The organism is Bradyrhizobium sp. USDA 3315, from assembly GCF_054056795.1.
This window is the reverse complement of record NZ_JBSRYP010000001.1, coordinates 2115042-2141101: the sequence shown is the minus strand read 5'-3', so window position 1 is coordinate 2141101 and position 26060 is coordinate 2115042. Positions and strand designations below refer to the sequence as shown.

The 26060-nt window shown below is 63.2% G+C and carries 26 protein-coding genes; 12 read left to right on the top strand and 14 right to left on the bottom strand.

The genetic code is table 11. The features are described from left to right. Positions 1-5: 5 nt before the first annotated feature. The 5 genes from ACVIYL_RS09910 to ACVIYL_RS09890 all read right to left on the bottom strand — a co-directional run bounded on the left by ACVIYL_RS09910 (position 6) and on the right by ACVIYL_RS09890 (position 4521). A complete protein-coding gene (locus ACVIYL_RS09910; protein WP_456778406.1) occupies positions 6-788 on the bottom strand; it encodes a phosphatase PAP2 family protein in 783 nt (260 codons plus the stop codon). 157 nt (positions 789-945) lie between these two features. Then, a complete protein-coding gene (locus ACVIYL_RS09905) occupies positions 946-1446 on the bottom strand; it encodes a hypothetical protein (RefSeq protein ID WP_456778405.1) in 501 nt (166 codons plus the stop codon). Positions 1447-1596: 150 nt separating this feature from the next. Beyond that, positions 1597-2811: a 23S rRNA (adenine(2503)-C(2))-methyltransferase RlmN gene (rlmN, locus tag ACVIYL_RS09900; RefSeq protein ID WP_057021293.1), complete on the bottom strand. Its 1215-nt coding sequence runs from the start codon at positions 2809-2811 to the stop codon at positions 1597-1599. Positions 2812-2936: 125 nt separating this feature from the next. Beyond that, entirely contained in the window at positions 2937-3494 is a 558-nt protein-coding gene (locus ACVIYL_RS09895) for an invasion associated locus B family protein (RefSeq protein ID WP_256558874.1), read from the bottom strand. Between the two features lie 190 nt (positions 3495-3684). Then, entirely contained in the window at positions 3685-4521 is an 837-nt protein-coding gene (locus ACVIYL_RS09890; protein ID WP_456778404.1) for an SDR family oxidoreductase, read from the bottom strand. Between the two features lie 105 nt (positions 4522-4626). Between ACVIYL_RS09890 and ACVIYL_RS09885 the strand changes: the two genes are divergently transcribed. Continuing rightward, a complete protein-coding gene (locus tag ACVIYL_RS09885) occupies positions 4627-5607 on the top strand; it encodes an NADPH:quinone oxidoreductase family protein (protein WP_456778403.1) in 981 nt (326 codons plus the stop codon). A 354-nt stretch (positions 5608-5961) separates the two neighbouring features. Here the strand turns inward: ACVIYL_RS09885 and ACVIYL_RS09880 are convergent, their stop codons facing one another. Both ACVIYL_RS09880 and ACVIYL_RS09875 read right to left on the bottom strand, forming a co-directional pair. Further along, the gene (locus ACVIYL_RS09880) at positions 5962-6339 is read right to left on the bottom strand and encodes a YkvA family protein (RefSeq protein WP_456778402.1); all 378 of its coding nucleotides are present in this window, start codon (positions 6337-6339) and stop codon (positions 5962-5964) included. Between the two features lie 91 nt (positions 6340-6430). Continuing rightward, positions 6431-6736: a 4a-hydroxytetrahydrobiopterin dehydratase gene (locus ACVIYL_RS09875; protein ID WP_092087879.1), complete on the bottom strand. Its 306-nt coding sequence runs from the start codon at positions 6734-6736 to the stop codon at positions 6431-6433. A 212-nt stretch (positions 6737-6948) separates the two neighbouring features. Here ACVIYL_RS09875 and ACVIYL_RS09870 point away from each other — a divergent pair, with 212 nt between their 5' ends. The 3 genes from ACVIYL_RS09870 to ACVIYL_RS09860 all read left to right on the top strand — a co-directional run bounded on the left by ACVIYL_RS09870 (position 6949) and on the right by ACVIYL_RS09860 (position 11396). After that, complete coding sequence (locus ACVIYL_RS09870) at positions 6949-8352, top strand: TAXI family TRAP transporter solute-binding subunit (RefSeq protein WP_225163128.1); 1404 nt, start codon at positions 6949-6951, stop codon at positions 8350-8352. 176 nt (positions 8353-8528) lie between these two features. Further along, complete coding sequence (locus ACVIYL_RS09865; protein ID WP_456778401.1) at positions 8529-10091, top strand: alkaline phosphatase D family protein; 1563 nt, start codon at positions 8529-8531, stop codon at positions 10089-10091. Between the two features lie 543 nt (positions 10092-10634). Beyond that, a complete protein-coding gene (locus ACVIYL_RS09860) occupies positions 10635-11396 on the top strand; it encodes an N-acetylmuramoyl-L-alanine amidase family protein (RefSeq protein WP_371852199.1) in 762 nt (253 codons plus the stop codon). A gap of 22 nt (positions 11397-11418) precedes the next feature. Here ACVIYL_RS09860 and ACVIYL_RS09855 read toward each other — a convergent pair whose 3' ends face one another. Next, positions 11419-12540, bottom strand: coding sequence for a hypothetical protein (locus tag ACVIYL_RS09855; protein WP_456778400.1), 1122 nt, complete (start codon positions 12538-12540; stop codon positions 11419-11421). Between the two features lie 91 nt (positions 12541-12631). Further along, the gene (locus tag ACVIYL_RS09850) at positions 12632-13006 is read right to left on the bottom strand and encodes a response regulator (protein ID WP_225642248.1); all 375 of its coding nucleotides are present in this window, start codon (positions 13004-13006) and stop codon (positions 12632-12634) included. A 201-nt stretch (positions 13007-13207) separates the two neighbouring features. On the opposite strand from ACVIYL_RS09850, the gene ACVIYL_RS09845 reads away from it, so the two are divergent. Then, a complete protein-coding gene (locus ACVIYL_RS09845) occupies positions 13208-13972 on the top strand; it encodes a Crp/Fnr family transcriptional regulator (RefSeq protein ID WP_456778399.1) in 765 nt (254 codons plus the stop codon). Positions 13973-14008: 36 nt separating this feature from the next. On the opposite strand, the gene ACVIYL_RS09840 is transcribed toward ACVIYL_RS09845, so the two are convergent. Beyond that, positions 14009-15358 carry an IS701 family transposase gene (locus ACVIYL_RS09840; RefSeq protein WP_456778199.1) on the bottom strand — a complete coding sequence of 450 codons (1350 nt, stop codon included), beginning with the start codon at positions 15356-15358 and terminating at the stop codon, positions 14009-14011. A 265-nt stretch (positions 15359-15623) separates the two neighbouring features. Here ACVIYL_RS09840 and ACVIYL_RS09835 point away from each other — a divergent pair, with 265 nt between their 5' ends. Both ACVIYL_RS09835 and ACVIYL_RS09830 read left to right on the top strand, forming a co-directional pair. After that, positions 15624-16220 carry a hypothetical protein gene (locus tag ACVIYL_RS09835; protein ID WP_456778398.1) on the top strand — a complete coding sequence of 199 codons (597 nt, stop codon included), beginning with the start codon at positions 15624-15626 and terminating at the stop codon, positions 16218-16220. A gap of 206 nt (positions 16221-16426) precedes the next feature. Further along, on the top strand, positions 16427-17197 hold the full coding sequence (locus tag ACVIYL_RS09830) for a response regulator transcription factor (RefSeq protein ID WP_057021302.1): 771 nt from the start codon (positions 16427-16429) through the stop codon (positions 17195-17197). Between the two features lie 15 nt (positions 17198-17212). On the opposite strand, the gene ACVIYL_RS09825 is transcribed toward ACVIYL_RS09830, so the two are convergent. The 4 genes from ACVIYL_RS09825 to ACVIYL_RS09810 all read right to left on the bottom strand — a co-directional run bounded on the left by ACVIYL_RS09825 (position 17213) and on the right by ACVIYL_RS09810 (position 22668). Continuing rightward, positions 17213-18685, bottom strand: coding sequence for an HlyD family type I secretion periplasmic adaptor subunit (locus ACVIYL_RS09825; RefSeq protein ID WP_456778397.1), 1473 nt, complete (start codon positions 18683-18685; stop codon positions 17213-17215). Continuing rightward, complete coding sequence (locus ACVIYL_RS09820) at positions 18682-20418, bottom strand: type I secretion system permease/ATPase (protein ID WP_456778396.1); 1737 nt, start codon at positions 20416-20418, stop codon at positions 18682-18684. Before ACVIYL_RS09820 ends, ACVIYL_RS09825 begins: the two co-directional genes overlap by 4 nt. A gap of 147 nt (positions 20419-20565) precedes the next feature. Continuing rightward, on the bottom strand, positions 20566-21024 hold the full coding sequence (locus ACVIYL_RS09815; RefSeq protein ID WP_028343759.1) for a hypothetical protein: 459 nt from the start codon (positions 21022-21024) through the stop codon (positions 20566-20568). A gap of 264 nt (positions 21025-21288) precedes the next feature. After that, the gene (locus ACVIYL_RS09810) at positions 21289-22668 is read right to left on the bottom strand and encodes a hypothetical protein (protein ID WP_456778395.1); all 1380 of its coding nucleotides are present in this window, start codon (positions 22666-22668) and stop codon (positions 21289-21291) included. A gap of 303 nt (positions 22669-22971) precedes the next feature. Between ACVIYL_RS09810 and ACVIYL_RS09805 the strand changes: the two genes are divergently transcribed. From ACVIYL_RS09805 to ACVIYL_RS09785, 5 genes are read left to right on the top strand one after another with little or no spacing between them, the layout of a single operon-like run. Further along, complete coding sequence (locus tag ACVIYL_RS09805; RefSeq protein WP_456778394.1) at positions 22972-23691, top strand: prolipoprotein diacylglyceryl transferase; 720 nt, start codon at positions 22972-22974, stop codon at positions 23689-23691. After that, complete coding sequence (locus ACVIYL_RS09800; RefSeq protein WP_456778393.1) at positions 23672-25117, top strand: radical SAM protein; 1446 nt, start codon at positions 23672-23674, stop codon at positions 25115-25117. The genes ACVIYL_RS09805 and ACVIYL_RS09800 overlap by 20 nt, the downstream gene beginning before the upstream one ends. Beyond that, positions 25114-25395, top strand: a complete 282-nt coding sequence (locus ACVIYL_RS09795; protein WP_456778392.1) for a hypothetical protein — start codon at positions 25114-25116, stop codon at positions 25393-25395. Before ACVIYL_RS09800 ends, ACVIYL_RS09795 begins: the two co-directional genes overlap by 4 nt. Before the next feature lie 18 nt (positions 25396-25413). After that, entirely contained in the window at positions 25414-25665 is a 252-nt protein-coding gene (locus ACVIYL_RS09790; protein ID WP_253605594.1) for a hypothetical protein, read from the top strand. A 13-nt stretch (positions 25666-25678) separates the two neighbouring features. Next, positions 25679-25915 (top strand): hypothetical protein, encoded by a 237-nt coding sequence (locus tag ACVIYL_RS09785; RefSeq protein WP_456778391.1) that lies wholly within the window; start codon positions 25679-25681, stop codon positions 25913-25915. Positions 25916-26060 lie beyond the last annotated feature (145 nt).

Here is a 26060-nt window from a genome sequence, read left to right as displayed (position 1 = left end):
TTTAATCAGGCTTCCGTGCCGCCGGGCTCCGCCCGGCCGCCCCGGCGCCAGCGCTGCATCCACCGGTAGCCGGGCATCGCAAGGCGCGTCAGCGCGGCATCGACCTGGGCTTCAGTCAGCCGGGTCGCTGCCCAGCGGTAGATCAGCGCGTAGAACAGCCAGACCGTGAAGAACGACACCAGGCCCGCGATCGCCACATCGGTGAAGAAATGGCCGCCAAAGGCCATGCGAAGCCCGCTGGTGACGATGCCGAACACGGTGGCCCCGGCAAAGGCCAGCGGCCGCCACGCGGGCGGCGTCAGCGCCGCCGGTGCATAGGTCCAGAACGCGGTGGCGCCCTCGCCGGAGAAGAACGAGCAGTTGCGCGGGCAGCCGCCGCGCGGGTCCCACCACGGCACGAATTGCAGGTCGCCGCCGAACTGTGTCACGAACACCGGCCGCGGCCGGCCCCAATAATTCTTGAAGGTGAGGTTGGTGAGCACGCCGGCCGAGAGCAGCATGGTGGTGAGCAGGAACACCGCGGCGCGGCCGGACATCAGCATCGGCCGGTCCGGCCGGATGAACTTCCAGACGATGGTCACGATCGCCGGCAGCACCAACGCCCAGGCGATCCACATCGCCGCATCGCGCGCAAACGACGCCACCGCGTCGAGCTTCAGCGGGAAGGTTTTCTGCGCCACATCGTAGAACAGCGCCGCCAGCTTCAGGTCGAGTTCGGGATAGATCCCGAACAGGATGCCGACGATGAGCGCCAGCGCCAGCGCGATGAAAAGTCCGGTCCGGTTCATGGCGCGCGGTTTAGCCGAGGCGGATGAGCATGGGAAGTGACGTCATCCCCGCGCAACGGCTTCGCCGTTGTCGCTGGAGGTGCGAGCTCTTGCGAGCCTCGAAGGATGCGGTCTTGCTGCGGCCCATCCTTCGAGACACCGTGCTGCGCACGGTTCCTCAGGATGACGGCGGTGTTTGCGGCCGCCGTTGCGACGGCAAGGGCGGGGGCGGCGGCAACGGCCGCGCCGGCTCGCGCCACGCGCCGGCGGAGCGGCCGGCGATCAGCCAGTAGACTAGGCCCGCGACGATGCCGGCGCCGGTCATGATCTCCATGTGCCGGCGCACGATGCCGTGGAATTGCATCATGTCGGGATCGAACGGAACCAGGCCGAGATAGCACGCCGCGCCGACGATCGCGCCGCCGACGGCATAGGCCAGCACGCTCCGGATGAAGAACGCCTCGGTGATCAGCACCACGATCAACGCCGGCAGCAGCGCAAAGCCTGAGATAAAGATGAACCCGAAGCCGAGCACAACGTTGATCGCGCTCTGGTCGATCTGCCCGCCGAAATCGCTGATCTCGGGATACAGCACCGCGACGACCACGATGATCCCTGCCACGAAGCAGGCCATCAGGAAGCCGAAGGCGACGACGAACAGGCGGCCGATCAGGGCCATCGGGTCATCCCATCATCGAACATCAAGCCAGGCACTAGCCTCTCCTCCGTCATGCCCGGGCTTGTCCCGGGCATCCACGTCTTCTCGCGGAGAAAGCCAAGACGTGGATGGCCGGGACAAGCCCGGCCATGACGAAATATGGAAACACACTCAATCCGTCATCGCCATCGCGCGCAGCGCCTGGCGCTCGCGGGCCGAGAGCTTTTCGGTCTCCGACTTGAGCTGGCCGCAGGCGGCGAGGATGTCGCGGCCGCGCGGCGTGCGCACCGGCGAGGAGTAGCCGGCGTTGAAGATGTATTCGGAGAATTTTTCGATCTGCTCCCAGTCCGAGCATTCATAGGCGGTGCCCGGCCACGGATTGAACGGGATCAGATTGATCTTCGCCGGAATGCCCTTGAGCAGCTTCACCAGGAGCTTGGCGTCATCGAGCGAATCGTTGACCCCCTTGAGCATCACATATTCGAAGGTGATGCGCCGGGCGTTGGAGGCGCCGGGATAATCGCGGCAGGCCTGCAGCAATTCCTTGATCGGATATTTGCGGTTCAGCGGCACCAGCTCGTTGCGCAGCTCGTCGCGCACCGCATGCAAGGAGATCGCGAGCATCACGCCGATCTCGTCACCGGTGCGCTGGATGTTCGGCACCACGCCCGAGGTCGACAGCGTGATGCGCCGGCGCGAAATGCCGATGCCCTCATTGTCCGCGACGATCAGCAGCGCATCGCGCACCGCGTCGAAATTGTAGAGCGGCTCGCCCATCCCCATCATCACGATGTTGGTGACGCGGCGCGTGCCGTCCTCGCGGTCGGCCCAGTCATTCAGCCGGTCGCGCGCCACCATCACCTGGCCGACGATCTCGCCGGCGGTGAGGTTGCGCACCAGCCGCTGCGTGCCGGTGTGGCAGAACGCGCAATTCAGCGTGCAACCGACCTGCGAGGAAACGCACAGCGTGCCGCGATCGGTCTCGGGGATGTAGACGCACTCGACCTCGTGCGGCCGCTCAACCTTGTCGCCGCTCGGCAGCCGCAGCAGCCATTTGCGGGTGCCGTCATTGGAGATCTGCTCGGCGACCACCTCGGGACGATCGACGGTAAAATGCTTCTCGAGCTCGGCGCGCATGTCCTTCGAGACGTTGGTCATCTCGGCAAAGCTCTTGGCGCCGCGGAAATACATCCAGTTCCAGAGCTGCTGGGTGCGCATCTTGCGCTGGCCGGCCTGCACCCCGATCTCGCCCAGGCGATCGGCGATCTCGGCGCGCGACAGCCCGATCAGCGACGGTTTGGCCGGCGGCACATAGGTCTCGAGCGGAACCTTCTCGACCAGCGCGCTGGCGCCGGAGACGGCATGGGTGGTCACGGTGTCGGTCATGAAACCTCAAATAGGCCTTCCAGCCGGTGCTGGAAAGCCACCGAATACCTCGATTTCAGGCCTTAAGTCGATTTTTAGAGCATGATCTTTCCGGAAAACCGCTTCACACTTTTCCGGATCATGCTCTAGCGTCGGCAGTCCTGCCCGAGCCGGTCGAGCGCCTGCGCCAGGCCCTTCAGCGAGAAGGTGTCTGTCGTCTCGGTGCCCTTGGCCGAGACGGCTTTTACCGTCAGTTCGGCCGATTTGCGCATGGATTCCACCATCCGCTCCTCCTCGGCCGCATTCTTGATCCAGAGGCCGTCGCCCTGCGTGTACATCGCATAGGTCCCGCCGCCGACCTGAAGCGTCGATTCGGAGCCCGGCTTCACCGTGTAGCCGATCATGATCGAGACTTCGTTGACGACCTTCTCCGCCGGACGGGTGGAGATGAAGGCATAGGCCGGATCACGCGGCCGGTTCGCCGGATTGGTCTTCGACGACGACGGCTTGGCGAGCGCAAAGCACACCTTCTTGCCGTTGGGCGATGCCGTGTACGCGCCCCAGGTCCCGAATTGGCCGATCAGCGTCGGCTCCGCGCCGCCGGCCGCAGCCGCGGCAGCCGAAGGCGCCGGCTTGGCCGCTTCCTTGGCCGCATCTTTCTTGGGCGCAGCCTGCGCCGGCGCGAGGGTGATGAACCCGCACAGGGTACAAGCAACCAGTGATGTCAGAATCTGCCGCACGGCCAACTGGTTCCCCCATCATTGTGACTGCAAGATGGCCCGGCGATTCCCCTCCGCCGGCTCGGATGGATAACCGGGAAACGCTTTTTTGGGAAGGCAGTTAGGCCGAAAGGCGAACGCCGCTCACCGTCGGGCGCGTAATCGCGACGCGTTATCACTTGGCGCGCGCAGCGCGCTGCTTCTCCCACTGCGCATCGGTCCATTGCAGCAGGTCCTCGGCACCGGAACTGCGTAAGTGCGAGCCGCCATCCTGCACCACCATCTCGCCGTTGATGTAGCCGGCCTGATCCGAGATCAGGAAGGTCGCGAGATTGGCGAGCTCCGAATGCTCGCCGGCGCGGCCGAGCGGATTGCGATGCGCCCAGCTCTCGCCGCGCCCTTCGGGGCGCAACTGTCCGATCGCGCCTGCGGTCGGGAACGCGCCGGGCGCGATCGCGACGGTGCGGATGCCCTTCGGGCCCCACTCCACCGCCAGGCTCTTGGTCATCGCCAGCACGGCGGTCTTGGCCATCGCGGACGGCACCGTGAACGCGCGGCCGGTGATGGTCGAGGTCGACAGGATCGAGAGCACAACGCCCTTGTGTTTGCCGTCGATCCAGCGGCGGCCGGCGGCGAGCGTGCAGTACATCGTGCCATGCAGTGTCGGCGCGAGGATCGCGTCCGCCGCACGGAACGACAAATGTTCGCTCTGCGCAATAAAGGTTGCGGCAGCATTGTTGACGAGCACGTCGATCGGCGCGTCCTGCCAGACCTGATCCATCATCGCTTCGACCGCTGCGCCGTCGCGGATATCGCATCGCGCGGTAGAGACCTTCGCGCCGAGTTCGCTGCGGAATTTCGCTGCGGTTTCCTCCAGCAGCCCCTCGCGCCGTCCGCAGATGATCAGTTCGGCGCCGAGTTCGGCAAAGCGGCGGCCCATCGCCGCGCCGAGGCCGGAGCCGCCGCCGGTGATCAGGATGCGCTTTTTCGCTAGCAGGCCTTTTTCAAACATAGTTTGATCCCTCCGCACTGTATTGTCGCTCCGCCGCAAATCCGGCATGAAGCTTGTAGTCCAAGATCTTGCAGCTCTTTCTGCGTCCGAAACTCAGGTGTGTCCATGAAAGCCATCCTCTGCTCGCAATACTGTCAACCTGACGATCTCGTGCTGGCTGATGTGCCCGATCCGGTGGCGACTCCCGGCGAAGCCGTGATCGCGATCAAGGCGGCGGCGCTGAATTTCTTCGACATCCTGATGATCCAGGGCAAGTACCAGATTAAGCCGCCGTTCCCGTTCTCGCCGGCTGCCGAAGTTGCCGGCGTGATCGAAAGCGTCGGCGCCGGCGTCACTGACCTGAAGGTCGGCGATCGCGTCGTCGCGTCCTGCGGCCACAACGGCGCGCGCGACAAGATCGCGCTGCCGGCGAATTCGATCGTGAAGATTCCCGACAATCTCGACTACGACCGCGCCGCCGGCATCATCATCATCTACGGCACCGCGCTGCATGCGCTGGAAGATCGCGCGAGCCCGAAGCCGGGCGAGACGCTCGCGGTGCTGGGGGCCGCCGGTGGCACCGGCCTTGCTGCGTGCGAGCTCGGCAAACTGATGGGGTTGAAGGTGATTGCCTGCGCCTCGTCGGACGAGAAGCTGGCATTCGCCAAGCAACACGGCGCCGAGCTGACGCTGAACTATGCGAAGGAAGATCTGAAAGAGGGCCTGCGCAAGCTGACCGACGGCAAGGGCGCCGACATCGTGTTCGATCCGGTCGGCGGCTCCTACGCCGAGGCTGCGCTGCGCTCGACCGCATGGGAAGGCCGCTTCCTGGTGATCGGCTTTGCCGCCGGTGACATCCCGAAGATCCCGCTCAACCTCGCACTGCTGAAGGGCTGCGATATCCGCGGCGTGTTCTGGGGCGCCTGGGCGCGGCAGAATCCGGACAAGAACCGCAAGAACCTCGAGAAGCTCGTGCAGTGGACCGCGGAAGGCAAGATCTCCTCGCATGTCGACCGCACCTTCCCGCTGTCGCAGACATCAGAAGCCCTGAAGGTGCTCGCCGGCCGCAAGGCGATGGGCAAGGTGATCCTGCACCCGGGAAGCTGAACCGAGATTGCGCAGCCCGGAAGGAGCCGAACGGACTACCATGGCGCTCCCTACCGTCTCCGTCACCCTGAGGAGCGCGCTCTTGCGCGCGTCTCGAAGGGTCGACGGCCCCGCTGGTGGCCGTACATCCTTCGAGACGCGCTTCGCGCTCCTCAGGATGACGGATCGAAAGTTTCGTAGCCCGGATGGAGCGCAGCGAAATCCGGGATGCATCATAACCTTCCCTTGAAAAGGGGAGGTCGCTTTGCTCGCGAGAGCAAAGCGGGTGGGGATCAAATCTGCCGACTTGCAGCGTCGCCTGTGGCTGACCCCCATCCCGACCTTCCCTCTTTCAGGGGGAAGGAGAGGCAGATCTCACTCCTCCTCCGGCACCCCGCGCTTCAGCGCGGCGCGAGCGGCATCGCGATGCTCCGGCGTGATGTGGCTTGCCACCATGCGGAGCGCAGTTGCGAGCACCGCGGCGTCATCGGTGAAGCCGAGAATCGGCAACATGTCGGGCACGAAATCGAACGGCAGGATGAAATAGGCGATCGCCCCGAGCAGCGCCGCCTGCACATGGCGCGGCGTCTGCCGGTCGAAGGCGCAGTAATAGGCGGCCAACAGGTCCTCCGCGAAGGGCAGGCCCGCCACCACCTTCTTGAACTTGATCCAGAAACGGCGGCGCACGCTTTCAGGGTCCTGCGCCAGCCGATCGGCAGGCCCAAATCCCACACCGTGTTCGCTCGATGTCATCGCAAGGTTCCTCGACGCCGCGCCAATTCGGCGGCGGACGATGCGAATCTGGGGATATCGGCGGACCCGCGCAAGGTTCCACGCGCCGGGGTCAACTGACCCCAAGCTGCCTTGCGATCGCGTTCATGGCCTTGGCGAGGTCGATGTCGCGCTTGGTCACCCCGCCGACATCGTGGGTCGACAGCACCACCTCGACGGTCTTGTAGACGTTTTTCCACTCGGGGTGATGGTCGCTCTTCTCGGCGACCAGGGCGGCGCGGGCCATGAACCCGAAGGCCTCGTTGAAGTCCTTGAACACGAAAGTCTTGGCGATCGCCTCGCGGCCGGACGCCTCCGACCAGCCGGCCAGTTCCCAAAGGGCGGCCTTCCTCGCCTCCGCTGACAGCCGTTCGACCATGGTAACCCTCCCGTTTGACGCCGACTTTAGCCTAACAACCGGCCTCCGGGATGGGATCCACGCCCAAATTAAGGCCGAAATCGCGTCCTATCGCCGCTGGTAACCATGACGGAGTTGTAACATCTGTCCATTCAGTAATTTGCTACACATAGAGGATGTATGCGCGTTGGTAGTTTTGCGAGATTGAGCCCCGACGATTGTTTGCGAGATCGATGACAGACGGCTCCGCCAGCATGTCGCCCAAGCCGCTGCGTTCGGCAAAGCGGCGGCTGATGTTCGTTTTGATCGCGGGCGCGCTGGCCATCATCGGCACGTTGCTGGCCGGCTATTATTTCGCCGTGCGTCCGGTGACGCTGCGGATCGCGGTCGGTCCTGCCAACAGCGATGACGTCAAGGTCGTGCAGGCGCTGGCGCAGGCCTTCAACAACCAGCAGAACACCCAGGTCAAGCTGAGGCCGGTGCAGACCGAGGGCGCCACCGCCAGCGCCCAGACGCTGGCCGACGGCAAGGCCGATCTCGCCATCATCCGCGGCGATCTCGAGGTGCCGAAGAATGCCCAGGCGGTCGCGACCCTGCGCAAGAATGTCGTGGTGATGTGGGTTCCGCCCGCCAAGGGCAAGGTTCGGAAATCCGCGCGGATCACCAAGATCGCGCAGCTTGCCGGCCGCAAGATCGGCGTCGTCGGCCGCACCCCGGCCAATGTCAATTTGCTGAAGCTGATCCTGACGCAATACGGCGTCGACCCGATGAAGGTCGAGATCGTTCAATTCCCGGCCAACGAGGCGGCGGAAGCGATCAAGAACCTCAAGGCCGACGCCTATCTCGCCGTCGGCCCGGCTAACAGCAAGATCACGATCGATGCGATCACGGCGTCGGTCCGCGACGGCGGTGAGCCCAGCTTCCTTGCGATCGACGCCTCCGAGGCGATCGCGCAGAACCATCCGGCCTATGAGGCCGCGGAAATCCCCGCCGGCTCTCTCGGCTCCGCCGACCGGCCCGACGACGAGGTGAAGACGATCAGCTTCTCGCACCACATCGTTGCGCGGAAGGGCCTGTCGGACTCGACGGTCGCGGCATTCACGCGGCAATTGTTCGCGATCCGGCAGTCGCTCAAGACCGATTTCCCGCTCGCCGCCAAGATCGAGACGCCGGACACCGACAAGGATGCCACCATTCCGGTGCATCCGGGCGCCGCCGCGTTTGTCGACGGCGAGGAAAAAACCTTCCTCGACCGCTACAGCGACTACATCTGGTGGAGTCTAATGGCGTTCTCGGCGATGGGCTCGGCCGGTGCGTGGTTCGCCGGCTATCTCAAGCAGGACGAGCGCAACACCAACACCTCGCAGCGCGAACGCCTGCTGGAGATGCTGAAGACCGCACGGCAAAGCGATTCGATCGAGGAACTCGACCAGATGCAGGCGGAGGCCGACGACATCCTGCGCCACACGCTGGACTGCTTCGAACACGGCGCCATCGAGGAAGGCACGCTGACCGCGTTCAACATCGCGCTCGAGCAGCTTCATAACGCCGTCGCCGACCGCAAGGCGCTGTTGTTCAGCATGCCGCAGAATTTGCAACGGGCTGCGACGCAGTTCAGGGCGGCGGGCACGGCGTAGAGGCGCCGCCAATCTTTATCCGCAAACTCCCCTTGCCCGCACGCGGGAGAGGGAGCCTGAGAGATGTGCTTCCCTTACGTCCCGCACTCCCGCCGCTGTAATCTCTCCGTCATGGAATTTTTCTAGGTCTTGGCGCGCCTGCGGCGCATTGTCGCTGTGACCTGAGGAGGCTCCCCATGACGATCCGGTTCTCGCGAAATCTCACCCGCCGACGCTTTCTCTCCACGGCGGCTGCGGCCGGCGCCGGCGTGATTGCGATGCCCTATCTGTCGCGCGCCGCCGACCGTCCCGTGATCACCCATGGCGTGCAGTCCGGCGATGTCGGCGTCGACGGCGGCGTGGTGTGGGCGCGTGCGGACCGGCCGTCGCAGATGATGGTCGAGGTCGCGACCACTGAATCGTTCAAGGACGCCCATACACTGCCGCCGATCACGGCGCTGCCCGAGAGCGATTTCACCGCCAAGATGCTGCTGGAGAACCTGCCCTCCGGCCAGGACATCTTCTATCGCGTCCGCTTCCGCGACCTCGCCCATATCGACATCGTCGGCGAGCCGGTGGTCGGACGCTTCCGGACCGCGCCGAGCGATCGCCGCGACGTCTCCTTCGTGTGGGGCGGCGACGTCGCCGGCCAGGGCTGGGGCATCAATCCCGACGACGGCGGCATGATCACCTTCGCCGCGATGAAGAAGCACGCTCCGGATTTCCTTCTGCACTCCGGCGACACGATCTACGCCGACGGCGTGATCCCCTCCGAGGTGAAGCTTCCCGACGGCAAGGTCTGGAAGAACGTCACGATCCCCGAGAAGGCCAAGGTCGCCGAGACGCTCGACGAATACCGGGCCGCCCACAAGTATAACTTCCTCGACAACAACGTCCGCGCCTTCAATGCCGAGGTGCCGATCTTCGTGCAGTGGGACGATCACGAGGTGACCAACAACTGGTCGCTGTCGAAACAGCTGCCGGCGGCCTACAAGGAGCGCGACATCAATGTGCTCGCGGCGCGCGCGGCAAAGGCCTTCCACGAGATGTATCCGATGCGCGAGAGCATCGTCGAGCCGGGGCGCGTCTATCGCACGCTGAGCTACGGTCCGCATCTCGACGTCTTCATGCTCGACGAGCGCAGCTATCGCGGCCCCAACGGCCCGAACCTGCAGGAGCAGTACGGCCCCGACGCCTATTTCATCGGCCCGGACCAGATGGCCTGGCTGAAGCGCGCGCTGCTCAACTCCCGCGCCACCTGGAAGGTGATCGCCTCCGACATGCCGCTCTCGCTGATCGTCTATGACGATGCCACCAACAAGAAGGGCTCGGAAGCCTTTGCGCAGGGCAATGGTCCGGCGCGCGGCCGCGAGCTCGAGATCGCCGATATCCTGCGCTTCATCAAGACTGCGGGAATCGTCAACACGGTGTGGCTGACCGCCGACGTGCATTACGCCGCCGCGCATTACTACAACCCGAACAAGGCCCAGTTCCAGGAGTTCGATCCGTTCTGGGAGTTCGTCTCCGGGCCGCTGCATGCCGGCACGTTCGGTCCGAACGAGCTCGACAACACCTTCGGCCCCGAGGTGAAGTTCATCAAGGCGCCGGGCGAGGCCAACCAGAACCTGCCGCCGTCGGCCGGCATGCAGTTCTTCGGCCACGTCAAGATTGACGGCAAGAGCGGACAGATGACGGTGAGCCTGCGCGACCGCGTCGACGCCGAGCTGTGGGCGATCACGCTCGATCCGAAGCCGGTCTAGTGTGCTGAATGCGAAGTTCGTGCGATTTCGCGGCAGCCACTTTCACGAACTTCGCATTCATAAAGCACACTAGAATCATAAGTTTGCTAGTGTCCTTATCGAATCCGAAGTTCGCTCCGAAGGTGCGGCAAATGATGCGAACTTCGGATTCGGGACACTAGTTCGGTCACAGCCACGGAACCGGACTCTTGGTCTTGACGGGCTTGCCGCCAAGCCGAGGCAACGCGATTGCCGGGGATGGACCTCCCCGGCATCTTCCGGTACCGATGTCAGAGCCGTTATGCTGGGGGCCCGGAGGGGCGGAGCATGAGGCGCTGCGAATTCTTTCGCGTGCTCGGTGGTCGCGTTGCGAGGTTTCGGCCTCGCCGCTTGTTGGTCGTCGCGATCGCAGTGTTCGCGCTGCTGCCGATCGAAGTCAGCGATGCCGGCTGGCTGCCCGATCTCTTCAGGAGCTCACCCAAGCATGCCAAGTCGCCGAAGCGCGCGAAGGCGACAAGGGCTGCCAAATTGGCAAGGCACCGCGCTCCGCCCAGGCACCGCGCCATGCGGCTGGCCGCCCTTGGGCCAGTCACCCTGCCGCTTTCGGCTCTCAAGCCGGCCGCTGCCAAATGCGATCCCGCGACGTTCCGGATCGTGCTGGATGTCGGACATACCGCGCAATCGGAAGGCGCGATCAGCGCGCGGAATGTCGCCGAGTTCACCTTCAACCTGCGCCTTGCGCGGCTGATCGAGGAGAGGTTGAAGGCCGAAGGCTTTACCGAAACCAGGCTGCTGCTGACCGAAGGCAAAGCGAGACCGAGCCTCTTCAAGCGGGTCGCCGCCGCCAACAATCTGCACGCGGATCTGCTGATGTCGATCCACCATGACTCCGTGCCCAACAAGATGCTCGAGGACTGGGAGTTCGAGGGCAAGAAAAGCCACTTCAGCGACCGCTTCAGCGGCTACTCCGTGTTCGTCTCCCGGGACAATCCGGACTTCAAGACCAGCCTCCGGTTCGCCGAACTCGTCGCCGGGGAAATGAAGGCCCAGGGCCTGCATTATGCCGAGCAATACAGCCAGGCCATCATGGGTCGTTACCAGCACCCGTTGCTGAACAAGGATACCGGCGTCTACAGCAATGATGAACTCATCGTGCTGAGAAAGACCGCGATGCCCGCGATCCTGCTGGAGGCTGGCTCGATCATCAACCGGGACGAGGAACGCGAGATGGACTCGCCCGAGCGCCAAAACCTCATCAGCAGCAGCGTCGCTTCCGCCGTGAAGGAATTCTGCGAGCCGCGATGGGCGCTGCTCGGTCCACCCTGACGGCCGAGCGATCAACTCCTCCTCAGCTCGGCTTGCCCGACTTGATCTCCTTGAACTTGGCGAGCGCCTGCTCGAACTTGGCGTTGAACAGCCACATCGCATCGAGGATCTCGCGGAAGGTCGCGGATGTTCTTGCCCGGTCGGCCCGGCCGAACGCGAAGACGCTGTTGTTGCGCAGATATCGCATGATCCTGGGATCGGAAATTCTGTAGCCGACGAGGTTGCCCGATTTGAGCGCTGCCCTGGTCGGCGTGGGAATGATCTGGATCAGCTCAAAGACCTTCATCTGATCGATCGGGTCCGGCAGCGCTTTCTGGATCGCCGCGACCTGCGGGAAAAGTTCGGCGTGTGCGTTCATGAGGCCGTCCCGCACGGCGGTCCAGTGATTGAACCTGTGGTCGAGGTTGCCGACTCGCGCCTCTTCCCGGTCGTCGCGACGGCTCAGCGCAGGATCGAGTGTCGCGATCGACCCCTTGATGGCGGCCCATTTCCTTCGGCCGTCGCGATCCTCGGACGGGCCGGTCTGCAGGCTTCCTTTATAGGTGTTCGATCGTGCATTGCCCGCATTCTGCTTGCCGTTCGTCTCGGCAAAGAAGAGGCCGAGGCTGATACGGCCCGCGACGGCGGCGTCGGCGGCGTCAAGACCCTTGGCGCGCGCGATCACCGTCGCCAGATCGACCACGTCCTTGAATGGCGTATTGGATGTTTGCGCACCGGCGGGCGGCGCCTCCATGACGTCGAAGAGCTTCCTGTACTCATCGAGCAGCGGCTCATTGTCGGCGTTGAAGTAGGCCGGGGGGATTCCGAATCTGTTGGGTCTGCCAATCCTGGACGGAAGCGCATCGGTGAGGTCCTTGTAGGCGCTCATCATCTCGACACGGGCCAGATAGATCGCCTGGCCCGGCAAGTCGGGCAGCGGCTGCTTCGAATCGATCTGCGCGCGGCGCTGGCGCAGGATCGACTCGAAGCCCTTCAGGGCTTTGTCGTAGGTCTCAAGCGCGGCCGATTGCTCGCTCGAGAGTGCGGCCGGCGTAGCGAGAGCTGGCGACACGAAGCGACCGACGACGGCCGAGCCGAACGGCGGCGCTAGCAGCAGCCCGAGAGCGAGCGCGGCTGCGGGCGCGGCAAATATCCTGATCACCATGACGCTTTCCCGAAGCGTTTGCGTCACCGAATCCGACAGGCTGGATGGTAGACGACGAACGCGCCGACGGCGAGGCCGAAGCCGGCATGCGTCAACGTCCGTTTCGCAGCGCCGCCTCCAGCGCCTCGCTCGAGCACGGCTTGGTCAGCCGCGGCTTGCCGGCGAGCGATGCCGGCAGCCGGATATCCGCACCATAACCCGTGACGAATGCGAACGGCACCTTCAGCGCATCCAGCCGCTCGGCGATGGCGAACGTCTTCTCGCCCCTGACGAGGCCGACGTCGAGCAGCGCGAAATCCGGCGCGCGTTCGGCGATCAGCTCGAGCGCCCGGGCGACGTTCGTGGCGGTGCGCACCGTCCGAGCGCCGAAGCCGAGGATGGTGTCCTCGAAATAGAGCGAGATGATCGGATCGTCCTCAACCACGAGGACGTCACCGGGCATGCCGGCATTGGGGGTGAAGTCCATGGCGTGCCAGTTTCCGTTTTTAAAGCATGGATGAAAGACCGGATCAGTCCGGCCGGATTGGCCCGCGACCGGCGCCTGAAAGCACGCCGGCTGTTCCCGAGGTGAAACCCATCACATCGCGGGCTGCCGCGTCTGTTCACTAGTGAACATAAATCCGGGAACTTTCCGATTATGGTCCGCGTTGGGTTCTCAGGATTTCCAATGATCACGAAACGGACCGAGTGGGCCGGGACGAGTGACCGGCCGTTCAACAATCTTTTGCGCCGGCTGAACGCCGCCGATTACGAACTGATCGCGCCGCACCTTGCCTTGGTCGAGGCCGCGGCTGGCGATCTGCTCTACAATCCCGGCGACGACGTCCAGACCGTGCATTTTCCATGCGGGCCGAGCCTTGCGTCCTACATGGTGCCCAATGAGGACGGCCGCGATGTCGAGACCATCCTGGTCGGTCGCGAGGGCGCGGTCGGCGGCATCGTCAGCCAGGGCTTCCTGCCGGCCTATACCCGCATCACCGTCAAGTTCGGCGGCCCGTTCGCGCGGCTGCCGGTCAGCAAGCTCGACGCCGCCAAGCTGACGTCGATCTCCGTGCGCAACATCTTCGCGCGTTATGCCGACTGCATGCTGGCGCAGATTTTCCAGTCGACCGCCTGCAATGCGATCCACTCGATCGAGCAGCGCGCGGCGAAATGGATCATCTCGGCGATGGAGCGCACCAATGGCAACGGCATGGTGCCACTCACGCATGAACAGCTCTCGACTTTGCTCGGTGTCGGCCGCAGCTACACCAGCCGCGTGATCCAGAACTTCAAGGCGGAAGGCGTGCTGGAGACGCGCCGCGGCGCGATCGTGATCCGCGACCCGGACAAGCTGCGGCAGCGCTCCTGCCTGTGCAACGACGCCGTCAAGGATCATTTCGAGGAAGTGCTGCGCGGCGTGTATCCAAGCGAGGACAACCCGCAGAACTAGCACTACTTTGGCAGATTGTGTTTTCGCCGCTGTTTTTCAGGGATTTCCTTTCGGCAATATGGGCACTGCTGAGGCGGCGGCCGAAGGATGAGATCGACGATGGCGTGACGTACGGCTGGCATGGTTGGCTGAGGCGGAGGCCCGTTGATTCTTTTTTTTCCGCCCCGCGTATGCGAGGCGACGATGTTGCAGGAAGGCGTAGGCAATCATTGTCATCAAGGCGTGGCGATGAAGACCTTGCCATGACCGCCCTTCGAAGTGATCAAGTCCAAGCTCCTCCTTCAGCTGTTGATGCGCCTGCTCACAAATCCACCGTGCCTTGATGGTGGCGGCCAGCGTGCGCAGATCCGTCGCCGCCGGAAGATTGGCGAGATAGTATTTCTTCTCCCCGGAGGCACGTTGCTCACCAATGAGCCAGGCTTCGTCGCCTGGCAGATGCTGCTGACCTTTATCCCATATTCGCTGCGGAGGGCCGTTGGCGGTGCGGACACGGAGAGCAGCAAATCGAGCTTTGAGCCGACCTTTCGTCCCGCTACGCCAACTCAGGGTTTTCCATTTGGCGCTGGCCAGCATTTGTTCGGCCGCAATCGATAAGATATCGGGCACGTGGTGCTTTCGTGGTTTGCCACGGACTTTGGTGATCGGCCAAATGAGCTTCACATCGACCGGATACACTTTCTGGTGCCGAGGGATACCGACAGCCCAGGTCAGCCCGCGCTCTGTTAGCCCTTGTCGAAACGGTGCGCTGAGGCCGTATCCTGCATCCGCCAGCACACATCCAAAGCGCATGTTGGCTGCCATCGCGCGGTCAATCTCGGCCAAAGCGATCTCCGGCTTGGACCGTGGCGTTCGGTGTTCGACTGGCACGCGAGCGCGCTTCAAACGAGACATGTCGCTTGTCCAGCTGTCAGGCAGAAAGAGACGTAACGCGACCATCACTGGCACTTCGCCGCGTGCAAGCGTTAAAGACACCAGCGTTTGGCAATTTGCGGTTTTACCGAGAGCCGACGCGTATTGAGCCGCAACACCGACCGATCGCTCACCCTTCTTGGGAAGTGAGGTGTCATCGATAACCAGCATCGCATCCCTGCCGCCGACAAGTCGGTCCGCCTGGTTGAGCAGCTCCGTCTCCAGCGGCGTCGCATCCCAGACACCGTCCGCAATGAAATGGTGCAACTGGTCGTAGTTGCTCGTGGCAAGGCGTTCCGCCATCGGCTGAACGCTCTTGCGATCGCCCGGACCGATCAATCCCGCAACATACAGAGGACACATCCGCTGCCGGGTCTTATGACCCAGCCGGTCCAAGAACGGCATTAGCCAGCGTTCGAGTTCGTCTTCCCATCTCGGCATGGTCAGCCCTCCAAGAGCCGACCACCCATGAATCATTGAAAAATTGATTCGGGAATCCTATAAAACGCGGCAAAATCAACAATCTGCCAAAGTAGTGCTAGGGTGTGTACTCATTATTCGTCGCATCCGCCATGCTTCCGGAAGCCGACGCTAAACCCGACATCGCCGTAGGGGTTCGTCCTATCGCCCCAACCGCGCGCGCTTAATGAGCGCTTAACGCTTTTGCGCAACAGATAGGATCACCAGCGCGGAATTAGTCCTAGTTATGAGTGCGAGCCGAGCTCCCGAGGAGGGGAATCGGATGGGACTGCTTTTTGTCGGAGCGCTGGCAGGAATCCTGATCGGCTTTGGCTGGTTCGCGCCTTCCCGAGGGGATTTCCTTGGGTGTGAGTCAAGACCCTGTTTCGACAAGGTTGCAGTCGCCCGACCCACAGAGCCAGTGCCGGCGGCGTTAGCGCCTGCGCCTGCGCCTGCGCCTGCGATCGTCAAATCGAATTCTGCAACCCCGGCAAGATCCGGCAGGAGACCATCATCGAAGAAACACGGACCGCCCGACCTCGCCAAGGCGGCGTCCCCGCGGACGAGGATCAACGTCCCGACACCGGAACACGCCGCGGACGCAGCAGATCCTGTCCTCACCAAAGCGAAGGTCACGATTGCAGCGCAGATAGAGGATCCCGGATCGGCCGAATTCAGCGACATGAAGCGCGCCATGCGAAAGAACACGTTCGGACGCGCCGTGGATACGATTTGCGGGCGCGTGAAAGGAAGAAGTGCGTCGGGCGGAGAGACTGGAGGGAGGCCGTTTCTGTATCTTGTGAAGGAGGATGAAGCGTATGTCGTCGACGGCAAGTCAGGGTCGGCGGCGTCAACGGCGTATCGAAATATCTGCAAATAGGGGATGCGTCGACCGCGCCACGGCGCGCGTCCAAATGATTTGAGCGGAAAGAATTTCCCACCGAGGCGCCGGGCTATCCCGCAATGGATGCGATCCTGATGTCGGGGCTGCGCGTGATGATGCATTCAGGATGAATGCCGCAACGGTAAATGCGCAATACGGATCGATGGGACTGTCGCAGAAATTCTTTTCATTCCGAGGAAATCATGGACGACATAACCTCAAAACGGCTCAATGGAGCGCTTCACGTACCGGTTCTGGTGATCATCGAGCCGCACCTGTTGCCCCGCACATGTATTCTTAACGTCCTCAGGCGGGAATTGGCCGACTTCGAGATCCTCGACATGGCAACAGTCCGAGGCCTGGACTGCATGTCAACCCGCGACGTTCGTCTGGTGCTGCTGAGCATCGCGGACAAGCCCATCGGCGATCCCTCGGTCGAGGACGATCTCGCCTTCGTGGCCGAGCACTGTCCCAATGCCGCCGTCGCAATCCTGTCAAACCATGACGACGAGCCGACCGCGCAAGCCGCGATGCAGCGGGGTGTTCGCGGCTTTCTTCCCACCTCGCTACCAATCGAGGTCGTCATAGCCGGCCTGCGCCTTGTTCTTGTCGGCGGCGTCTACAGGCCGTTGCCGGTCGCCGAGATGAACAGGATGCCGGGTTTCGATCCGCCGGACGCGCGCGGGCTTGCGTCCGCATATCTGATGAACGAGGCAGCCAGGGCGGCCATCGACAGGAGCGGTCTCACGCCTCGAGAGCAGCACGTCCTGGCGGAATTGGAGCTCGGCCTGCCCAACAAGCTGATCGCAGCCAAATTGAAGCTCTCGGAAAGCACCGTCAAAATGCACATTCAGCATATCATGAGGAAATGTGCCGCTCACAATCGCACGGAAGCGGTCCTCCGCTGGCGCGGCCGGTCACTCGCGCAGAATCGCGATCACGACCCGGGCACAGCCCCAATGCCGGAGACCTAGTGACGCTGAGCGGGATCAATCCTCTCTGAATGCACCGCGGAAGCTGTCGAGCAGGGGCCTGAGCGCGTAAAGTGCGACGGTACCGCGCCCCGTGGTGATGAACACCTGAACCGGCATACCGGGAACGATCTGGAAGTCGTTTGCGGCGATCTGCGCGTCGTCGATCCGGATCTTGGTCGCGTAATATGGCTGGTCGGTACGCTTGTCGAGTAGCCGGTCTGCCGATACGTGCACGACGATTCCCTTCAGGCGCGGTACGCGACGCTGATTGTACGGCACGAGATGCACCTCGGCATTGAGGCCGGGATGAACCACATCAATGTCCTCGGGCCTCAGGCGGGCGGTCACGATGAGGCGGTCTTGCCGCGGCACCAGCTCCATGAGCGGAGCACCCGCCCCGATGACGCCGCCCGCGGTATGAATCCGCAAGTCGGTTATCACGCCGTCCTCAGGCGCCTTCACCTCCGTTCGCGATAGCTGATCCCTGGCCGCAAGCAACCGTTCGCGGAGCTGGAACATCTGGTTCTGTGCTTCACGAAGCGACTGTGCGATCTCGTTCTGCCTGTCGCTCTCGAGCTTGAACAATGTGGCCTGCTGCTCGCTGATGACCTGCCCGGCGCGAGAAATCTGCGCGGTGATCTCGCCGCGGCGCCCCTCAACGTCGGCCAGTTCACGTTGCAGGTTCAGAAGCCGCGGCCGCCGTTCGAGTCCCTTGTTCACGAGCGTCGTGACCATATCCAGTTCTTCGCGGACGATGTCGACCCGCTGCCCGGTGGCGTTCTGCTGAGCCTTGAGACCTTCGATCTCCCTCTCGACTTGAAGCCTCCGTTCGCGAACGACCGCAAGCTGCGACTCATGAACCTGCCGGCGCGCCAGAAAAATGAACTGCTGCGCCGATACCGCGGCGGCGGCCACCCCATTTCGCTTGCTGTCCTGCTCCAGCGCGCTCGGGATTGCGATGCTCTCGAAGTTCTGCTGCTCGGCCTGAAGCCGTGCGGCACGAGCAATTGCATCCCACAACTGGCCTTGAAGGCTTTGCACCTCCGAACCGGGCCGGGTGTCGTCCAGCGCGATCAGCGTCTGTCCGCTTCGCACGATATCGCCGTCCGCAACCAGGATCTTCCTGACGATCCCGCCTTCCAGGTGCTGAATCGTCTTGCGGCTCGATTCCGATTCCACGACGCCGGAAGCGATCGCGGCGCTCTCGAGAGGCGCGAGGCACGCCCATGTGCCAAGCCCCAGCATGAAGCAGAGCACCAGCAGGTTACCCGCCAGGGTGATACCGCGAAGCCGTCTACGCGGGGAGATGGGTGTCGGGGTCGCACACCATGGATATTCGAGGGGCTCGAAATCGTCGATCGCGGTAACCACGACTCCGAGTCGTCCGGCGAGCGGGGGGCTTGCCGGCGTTCGCACGAGCTGGTCCCAGATCGTGGGTAGCCTCGATATCGTGGGAAGCTTCCAGATGGTGAGAGGATTGCGGATCATGGCGCAATCCGCGATGTAACCTGGGGTCGGTTCAGGTGCCGCTCAAAGATTTCCTCGCTGTCGCCGAAAGCGACGACCGCCCCCTCTTCCATAATGGCAATCTTGTCTGTGGCTGCGAGGAGACCCATACGATGAGTGACGACGACCAGGATGACACCGGCGAGCTTCATGCGCTCGATAGCGTCCAGCAGCATTCGCTCACCCCCGTAATCGAGACTGGCATTCGGTTCGTCGAGAACGATCAGGCGTGGACCGCCGAAAAAGGCCCGGGCAAGACCGAGGCGCTGCCGATATCCGCGCGAGAAGGATTTTTCACGGTGAATCACCGTGTCGTACCCGTTCGGCAGGCGCATGATCGCCTCATGAATTCCGACCAGCTTGGCCGCTTCCACGACCTTCCGCCGATCGGCATCATCAAGCCGTGCGATGATATCGCCTATCGTATCGCCGAGCAGGTCGATGTCCTGGGGGAGATAACCGAGACGGTGACCGCTTAGGCCCTCGCGAAGCAGCGAGACGTCGGTATTGTCGAGCAGGACACAGCCATGAGTTGGCATCGACAGCCCGGCAATCACCCGGCCAAGCAGGGACTTGCCTGACCCGGACGCACCGATAATGCCAAGGCATTCTCCGTTCGCGAGCGTGAACGAGACACCGTTCAGCAGCAGGTGATTGGTCCCCGATAGCCTCACGCCGACGTTGTCGACAACGAGACCGCTCGACGCCTGCCGCTGCGAAACCTCCGGATCCTGCTGTCCGGCGGCGGGGGACGCGGCGAGAACCGCGTCGAGCCGCTGACAGGCACGCACGGCCGACCTGAGTGACTTCCAGCCTGCGATCGCACTTTCGACCGGCGCGAGCGCGCGGCTGAACATCAGTGTCGAAGCAAAAATGATCGCCGGACTCTTTCCGTGCTCGAGGACAAGCCACGCGGCAGCCCCCATTATCAACACCTGCGACAGCGCGCGGACCGGCTTGGTGACCAGCATCACGATCTCGCTTCGCCGGATTGCAACGTCGTGCTCTCTGCGTGCCTCCTGCGCGTCATGATAGATCGCGCGCGCAGCGCTATCGAGCATTCCCATGGCGCGGATCATATGGATGTTGCCTGCGGCGGCCTGGAGGCGGCCATAGCTTCTGGACAACGCGGCGCCGGATCTGAGCAGAACGTCCTCGGTAACCAGATCTCCGGCAACCGTGAGAGCGAAGAGGAAAGCCACACAGCAGGCGCCTACCACGCCAAGCAGGGGATGGATGAGAAAGAGGACCAGGAGGAACAGGGGCGCCCAGAGTGCGTCGAACAGCATCGGACATGCGCCGGAATCGATGAACTGGCGCAGCACGGTGAGATCCCGATAGGCGTCCGACGCCCGCGTCCAATCGCTGCGAAACGCGGATTCGAGGCTGGCCGAAAGCACGCAAGGACGGAGCCGATCGTCGAGCCAGGCGCCAAGGCGACCCAGGACAGCGCGCCGCAAGGCATCGAAAACGCCGCCGACCACGACCGTGATCGCGACAATGAGCGTGAGCAGGAGCAGCGTGTCGCCGCTCCGGCTCGACAACACCCTGTCGTAAATCTGAAGAAGGTAGATGGAGGGCGCAAACAAAAGCAGGTTGTAGCTGCAGCTATACGCGAATACGAGACCAAGCGGTCCCGCACAGGACCAAAGGGCCGCGTGCAGTGGCGTCGAGATCTGCGGCAGGACAGGCAACCGAATGGGCGGCATCAGCATGATCGTCACCGCCTGAAATCGAAGTCCGGCGCACTTGCCCGACGGCCAACGCGATCTGCCAAGAAGCGCATCGGCGGGGCATCGGCTTTGAACTGCAGGACCGGCAGCAATGGCCGCCGGTCCCGCCGCGGTCGGACGAGCCGATGGTCAGAATGTATCGAGGTGGAAGCTCACTTCTCCACCCAGCGCGGCGTTGCCGTCTCCGCCATTGCCGCCGATGCCAGCCAGGACCTCCTGGTGCTGGTCCACCGCGAGCTTGTTGATCTGGGTGGCATCCGTATTGGCATATACCTTGGAGGTATCGTGGCCGCTGTAGGATTTCTGGCTTCCGTTCGACTCGGCGCTTCCGCCATGGGCCTTCGCAAACACCGAGGCCGTCGCGTTCGCGCCGCCGGCGTCCCAATCTGCCGTCTGAGTGACGTGGTCGCCGGTGTTCACATGCACATCGGCGCCTTCTGCCTTGTTGGTTGGATCGAAGTTGAGGGTCGGCTTGCTGATGATAGCTCCCTTGAAGGTACCGTCGCCGCCATTTCCGACACTTTGACCACCGGTGTTGATCGATTTGAATTCGATCGAATCCGAGATGCTGATCGCCTTGGGCAACATTTGAGCCTCCGTCCTTGTGTTGGCTGTCGTGCATCATCCATCCCGATCAGGCGGACGCGCACGGGCGAGTCTGATCCGGCGATGCGCGCTGCCGATAGATGTCAAATCGGACACCATCCGGGTTGGTCGACCTACGTACGAAAGTATGACATTCGTCGAGCAACATCGGAGCTCGAAACATCGGGAGGCGCCTCTGCGCGAGATTTGCATGCGCAGGGAGTCCGCTACCTTGCGACCGGCCTGCGCGAGCGGCTCGATGTTTCGCTATGCCAACAGGTGAAGATCCGACAGAAGATGGGCGGAAAGATCGCCACCCAGCGCGAGATTGCCGTAGCCGCCGTCCCCACCAAGTCCGGCAATCTGGACCGCACTCTGGTCGATGTGCACGTTGTTGACCTGATCGGCCACGGCCGTCGAATGGGGCCCCGCGATTGCGATATTGACGGGTGCATAGATCGCGACGCTCACATCGATCAGGCTGCCGGCAAAATAGCCGTTGCCGCCGTTGCCTGCGCCGTTCGAGCCGGTCGCAATCGTGTCGGAGCCGCCCCACAAGCCGTGGGAAAGAAGGCTTGCATGGCCGCCCGTCGCGGCGTTGCCATTGCCGCCATGCCCGCCCATGGCGGCGATCTGAAGTACGGATTGATCCACGCCGGCGTCATTCGTCTGGACTGAATGAACGTTGGAGCCATAGCCCGCGACCGCGATGTTGATCGGGTCGTACACCAAGATCGAGGAATGCACGAGACTCCCGTAGAACGCGCCGTCGCCGCCATTGCCGGCCTGACTCCCGCCCGTTTGAACGTCCCAGACGCTTCCTCCGTTGCTTGATCCCCAACTGGGGTCGAGCGTGATGATGCTGCCGCCGAAGGCCACATTGCCATTTCCGCCACTTCCGCCGACGCCCGCGATCTGCGTGGCCGATTGATCGATGTCGACTGTGTTCGATTGACTTGCATGGGCCGTGCCGCCTGAGCTCGCCACCGCAATATTGATCGGATGATAGATCACCACGGGAGCGTCCACCAACGCACCCGAGAAATAGCCGCTGCCGCCGTTTCCGGCGCCGTTGTCGCCGCTCCCAATCACGCCCGGGCCCAGGGAAGCACTGATGCTGCCTCCCGATGCAAGGTTGTCATTCCCACCATGTCCGCCGACGCCGGCCATTTGAAAGGCGGATTGATCGACATTCAAATCGTTGGACTGGTTGGCCACGGCGGCCGAGCCGTATCCCAAACTCACCGAAATGTTGATCGGTTCATAGATCAACAGGGATGCGTGAATGATACCTCCGTAAAAGTAACCGTCTCCGCCGTTTCCGGCGGTGTTCGCCCCGCTCTCGATCGAAGCGATACCCGTCGCGGAATGGGATGCGTCGGCAAGAGGCTTCGTTGCCGGAGCATCCAGGCTCGCCGCAGTGTGGTTGCCGACGTGGCCGCCCGTGCCGACCCCCGACGCGGTGGGATGGTCGGATTGGCCCGGGCCAGAGTCATAAGGCGGGGAATTCGTGGTCGCGGGATGCGCATCGAGCCCTGCAAACGGGCTGCTCGGTGCCGGACCCGACTCGTCGTCACCATCGTGCCCATCGTGGCGATGAGAGGCGTGATGCAGCCGGATCCCATCCGACATCCGCGAAAAATCCATCGTAGCCTTCCTCATCGCAATCGCTCCGCGCAATCGGGACGGGTCCTGCACTCCGGACAGAATGTCATCCTGGGAAGGTCGAAAGCCCAGCCGTCAGTTCGGATATAGCGCTTCGGATGGACGCCGTAACATCGGCTATATCCGTTCTGGCACGGTTACAGCCTTTGTAGTTTTGCGCGGGCTGGCGTCGCCGGTGTGGTCCATCAGCCCGCCGCTCCCAGGCGGACGGGTTATAACCTCGTTCCGCCATTGCAATCGGGAAGCCGCTATCGCGGACCGCGAAAATCACGCTACACTCGCCTCATGAGTGGGGCTGAACTTCACGCCGTTTTCGACGTCGCAGCATGGGGCGCGGCGGCCATCGCGATGTGGTGGCTGTCCCGGGTGCGGGGGCTGCAATTCCCGCGGCAATCCTTCGAGCTCACCTACATCGCCGCGCTGGTATTCGGCGCCGGCATCGGCGCCTACATCTTCGGCACGCTGAACCTGTGGTTCTCCGGCATGTCCGGCATCGCCCGCTCGGTCGAGGGCGCGCTGGCCGGCGGCATCGTCGCGATCGAGCTCTACAAATGGCGACACGGGATTTCGCTGCGCACCGGCGCGCGGTTCGCGCTGCCGCTTGCGATCGGCGTCGCGGTCGGCCGGCTCGGCTGCTATTTCGCGGGGCTCGAGGATTTCACCTATGGCACGCCGACCACGCTGCCCTGGGGCCATGATTTCGGCGACGGCGTGCTGCGCCATCCGGTGCAGCTCTATGAAAGCCTGGCGATGGCGGGGTTCGCGGCATTCTATGTCTGGGCCGTATTGAACCGAAATGCCGCCGTCATCACCAACGGATTCTACCTCGTGCTGTTCTACTACGGGCTGCAGCGCTTCCTGTGGGAATTCATCAAGCCCTATGGCGCGCTGATCGGACCATTCTCGCTGTTTCACCTGCTGTCGCTGTTTGTCATGATTTACGCCGCCGTCATGCTGGCGACGGCGCCGAATGTGAGCTTGAAGCATGAACGCGCCGCTGCGTAAGGCCCGCCCTTACATCTTCTGGGGCCAGACCCAGTCGCTATGCGAAACCTGCCTGGCCCTGGTGCCGACCAAGATCCAGATATCAGGCAACGAGGTCTGGTACGAGAAGCGCTGCAAGCAGCATGGCGTGCAGTCGACGCTGGTCTCGACGGATGCGGCCTATTGGCGGCTGTGCAAGGATTTCATCAAGCCCGGCGACCGGCCGCTCGCGTTCCAGCGCCACACCGAATTCGGCTGCCCCTATGATTGCGGGCTGTGCCCCGACCACGAGCAGCACTCCTGCCTGGCGCTGATCGAGATTACCGAGCATTGCAATTTGACCTGCCCGGTGTGCTTTGCGGATTCCTCGCCGGCGCGCTCCAGCTTCACGCCGCTGGCGAAGATCGAGAAGATGCTGGACGCGCTGGTCGCGAGCGAGGGCGAGCCCGACCTGGTGCAGATCTCCGGCGGCGAGCCGACGCTGCATCCGGATTTCTTCGCCATTCTGGATGCGGTGCGCGCCCGCCCGATCCGCCATGTCATGATCAATACCAACGGCCTCAGGATCGCGCGCGAGCCCGACTTCGTGGCGAAGCTCGCCGAGAACAAGCGCGGGCTTGAGGTCTATCTGCAGTTCGATTCGCTGCAGCGCGAGGCGCTGGTCAATCTGCGCGGCGCGGACTTACGCAAGATCCGCCAACAGGCACTGGAGAATCTCGAGCGCGAGGGCGTCTCGACCACGCTGGTCGCGACCATCAAGCGCGGCGTCAATGACGGCGAGATCGGCGACATCGTCCGCCACGCGCTGACCTGGAAGTGCGTCCGCGGCGTCACGCTGCAGCCGGTGCAGGATGCCGGCCGCAACGAGCATTTCAACAAGGACACCGACCGCATCATGCTGTCCGAGATCCGCCGGCGCGTGATCGAGACCGGGGTGTTCGGCGCTGACGACATGATCCCGTTGCCCTGCAATCCCGAGAGCATCTCGATCGGCTACGGCCTGCGCAACGCCGACAAGGTGTTGCCGCTGACGTCGCTGATCCCGCAGGAGCAGCTCATCGCCGTGATGCCCAACACCATCAGCCCGGAGAAATATCCGGTGTTGCGGGAGAAGTTTGTCGACCTGTTCTCGCTGTCGTCGGGGCCGCTGAACACCTCGGAGCGGGTCTGCGAATTGCTGTGCTGCCTGCCGAGCTTCGAGGTGCCGGAGGGGCTGACCTACGAGAACGTGTTCCGCGTCACCATCGTGCAGTTTCTCGACCGCTTCAATTTCTGCGTCGGCAACGTCAAGCGAAGCTGCATCCATTTCGTCACCGAGAGCGGCGCGATCATCCCGTTCGACACCTACAACCTGTTCTACCGTGACGGAAAGATCGACGGCATCCGCGCCGCGCTGGCCGGCCAGACCTACCGTGAAGCCCGGCTAAGCGAGGAGGTGCCGCGATGAGCGAGACCAATCCACCGCCCATCCCGCCTGCACCACCGGAGCCATCCTACCAATACGTCCCGCCGCCGCCGTCGCCACGCAGCGGCTGCGCCACCGCGTTCATGGTGCTGTTCGGGCTGGTCCTGCTGCTGCCGGGGCTCTGCGCCCTGCTGTTCGGGTTCGGCGTCCTGAGCGAGTCGAAAACCGATCCCTCCATTCTGTTCCTGATCCTGCTCGGGCTCGCGGTCTGCTTTGCCGGCGTGATGCTGATCCGCGCCGCGATCACGGGAAGGCGCTGACGGACCATTCGACGACGCATGTCCGACACCGACGACACGCCCCCGGAACGACCACCAACGCCGCCTTCGGCGGCGGAAGGCTGCCTGTCGATGCTGATGCTCCTGGTCGGCATCGTGTTGTTGCTTCCCGCCTTATGCGTCGTGATGGCCGGCCTCAAATCCGGCATATCGTTCAGAGCGGCCGACCTCCCTATCCTGCTCGTCATTCTCGCGATCGCCCTCGTTGGTGGCTGGCTGGTCTGGTTGGCGACGCGTCCGCGAGAGCGCTAGATCGGCAAATCCCGTGAGCAATTCCGACACACCCCCGCCATACAGGCCTCCGGAACCCGGGCAGCGCAACGGCTGCCTGACCGCCCTCATGCTGGTGGTGGGGGTGATCCTGCTGATCCCTGGCGTCCTGTGCGCCATTCTCAACGCCAAGATGGGCGCCGGGGCCGGCGGCGACCCCATCACCATGTTCGTGATGTTGGTGGCGCTGGGCGGGCTTGGCCTGATCGTGTTCGCGATTACCCGGAAGTAAGACCTGAAAGCCCCTCAAAACCCGCCTTTGGAACCAAAATCAGCCCTCCAAACAGCCAATAAATCATTGTTTTTTGGCGTTTTCTGACTATATTGCGCCGCAACGCGCAAGGTGCCCGGTCCTCTGACCGGGCTTCCTTTTTGGG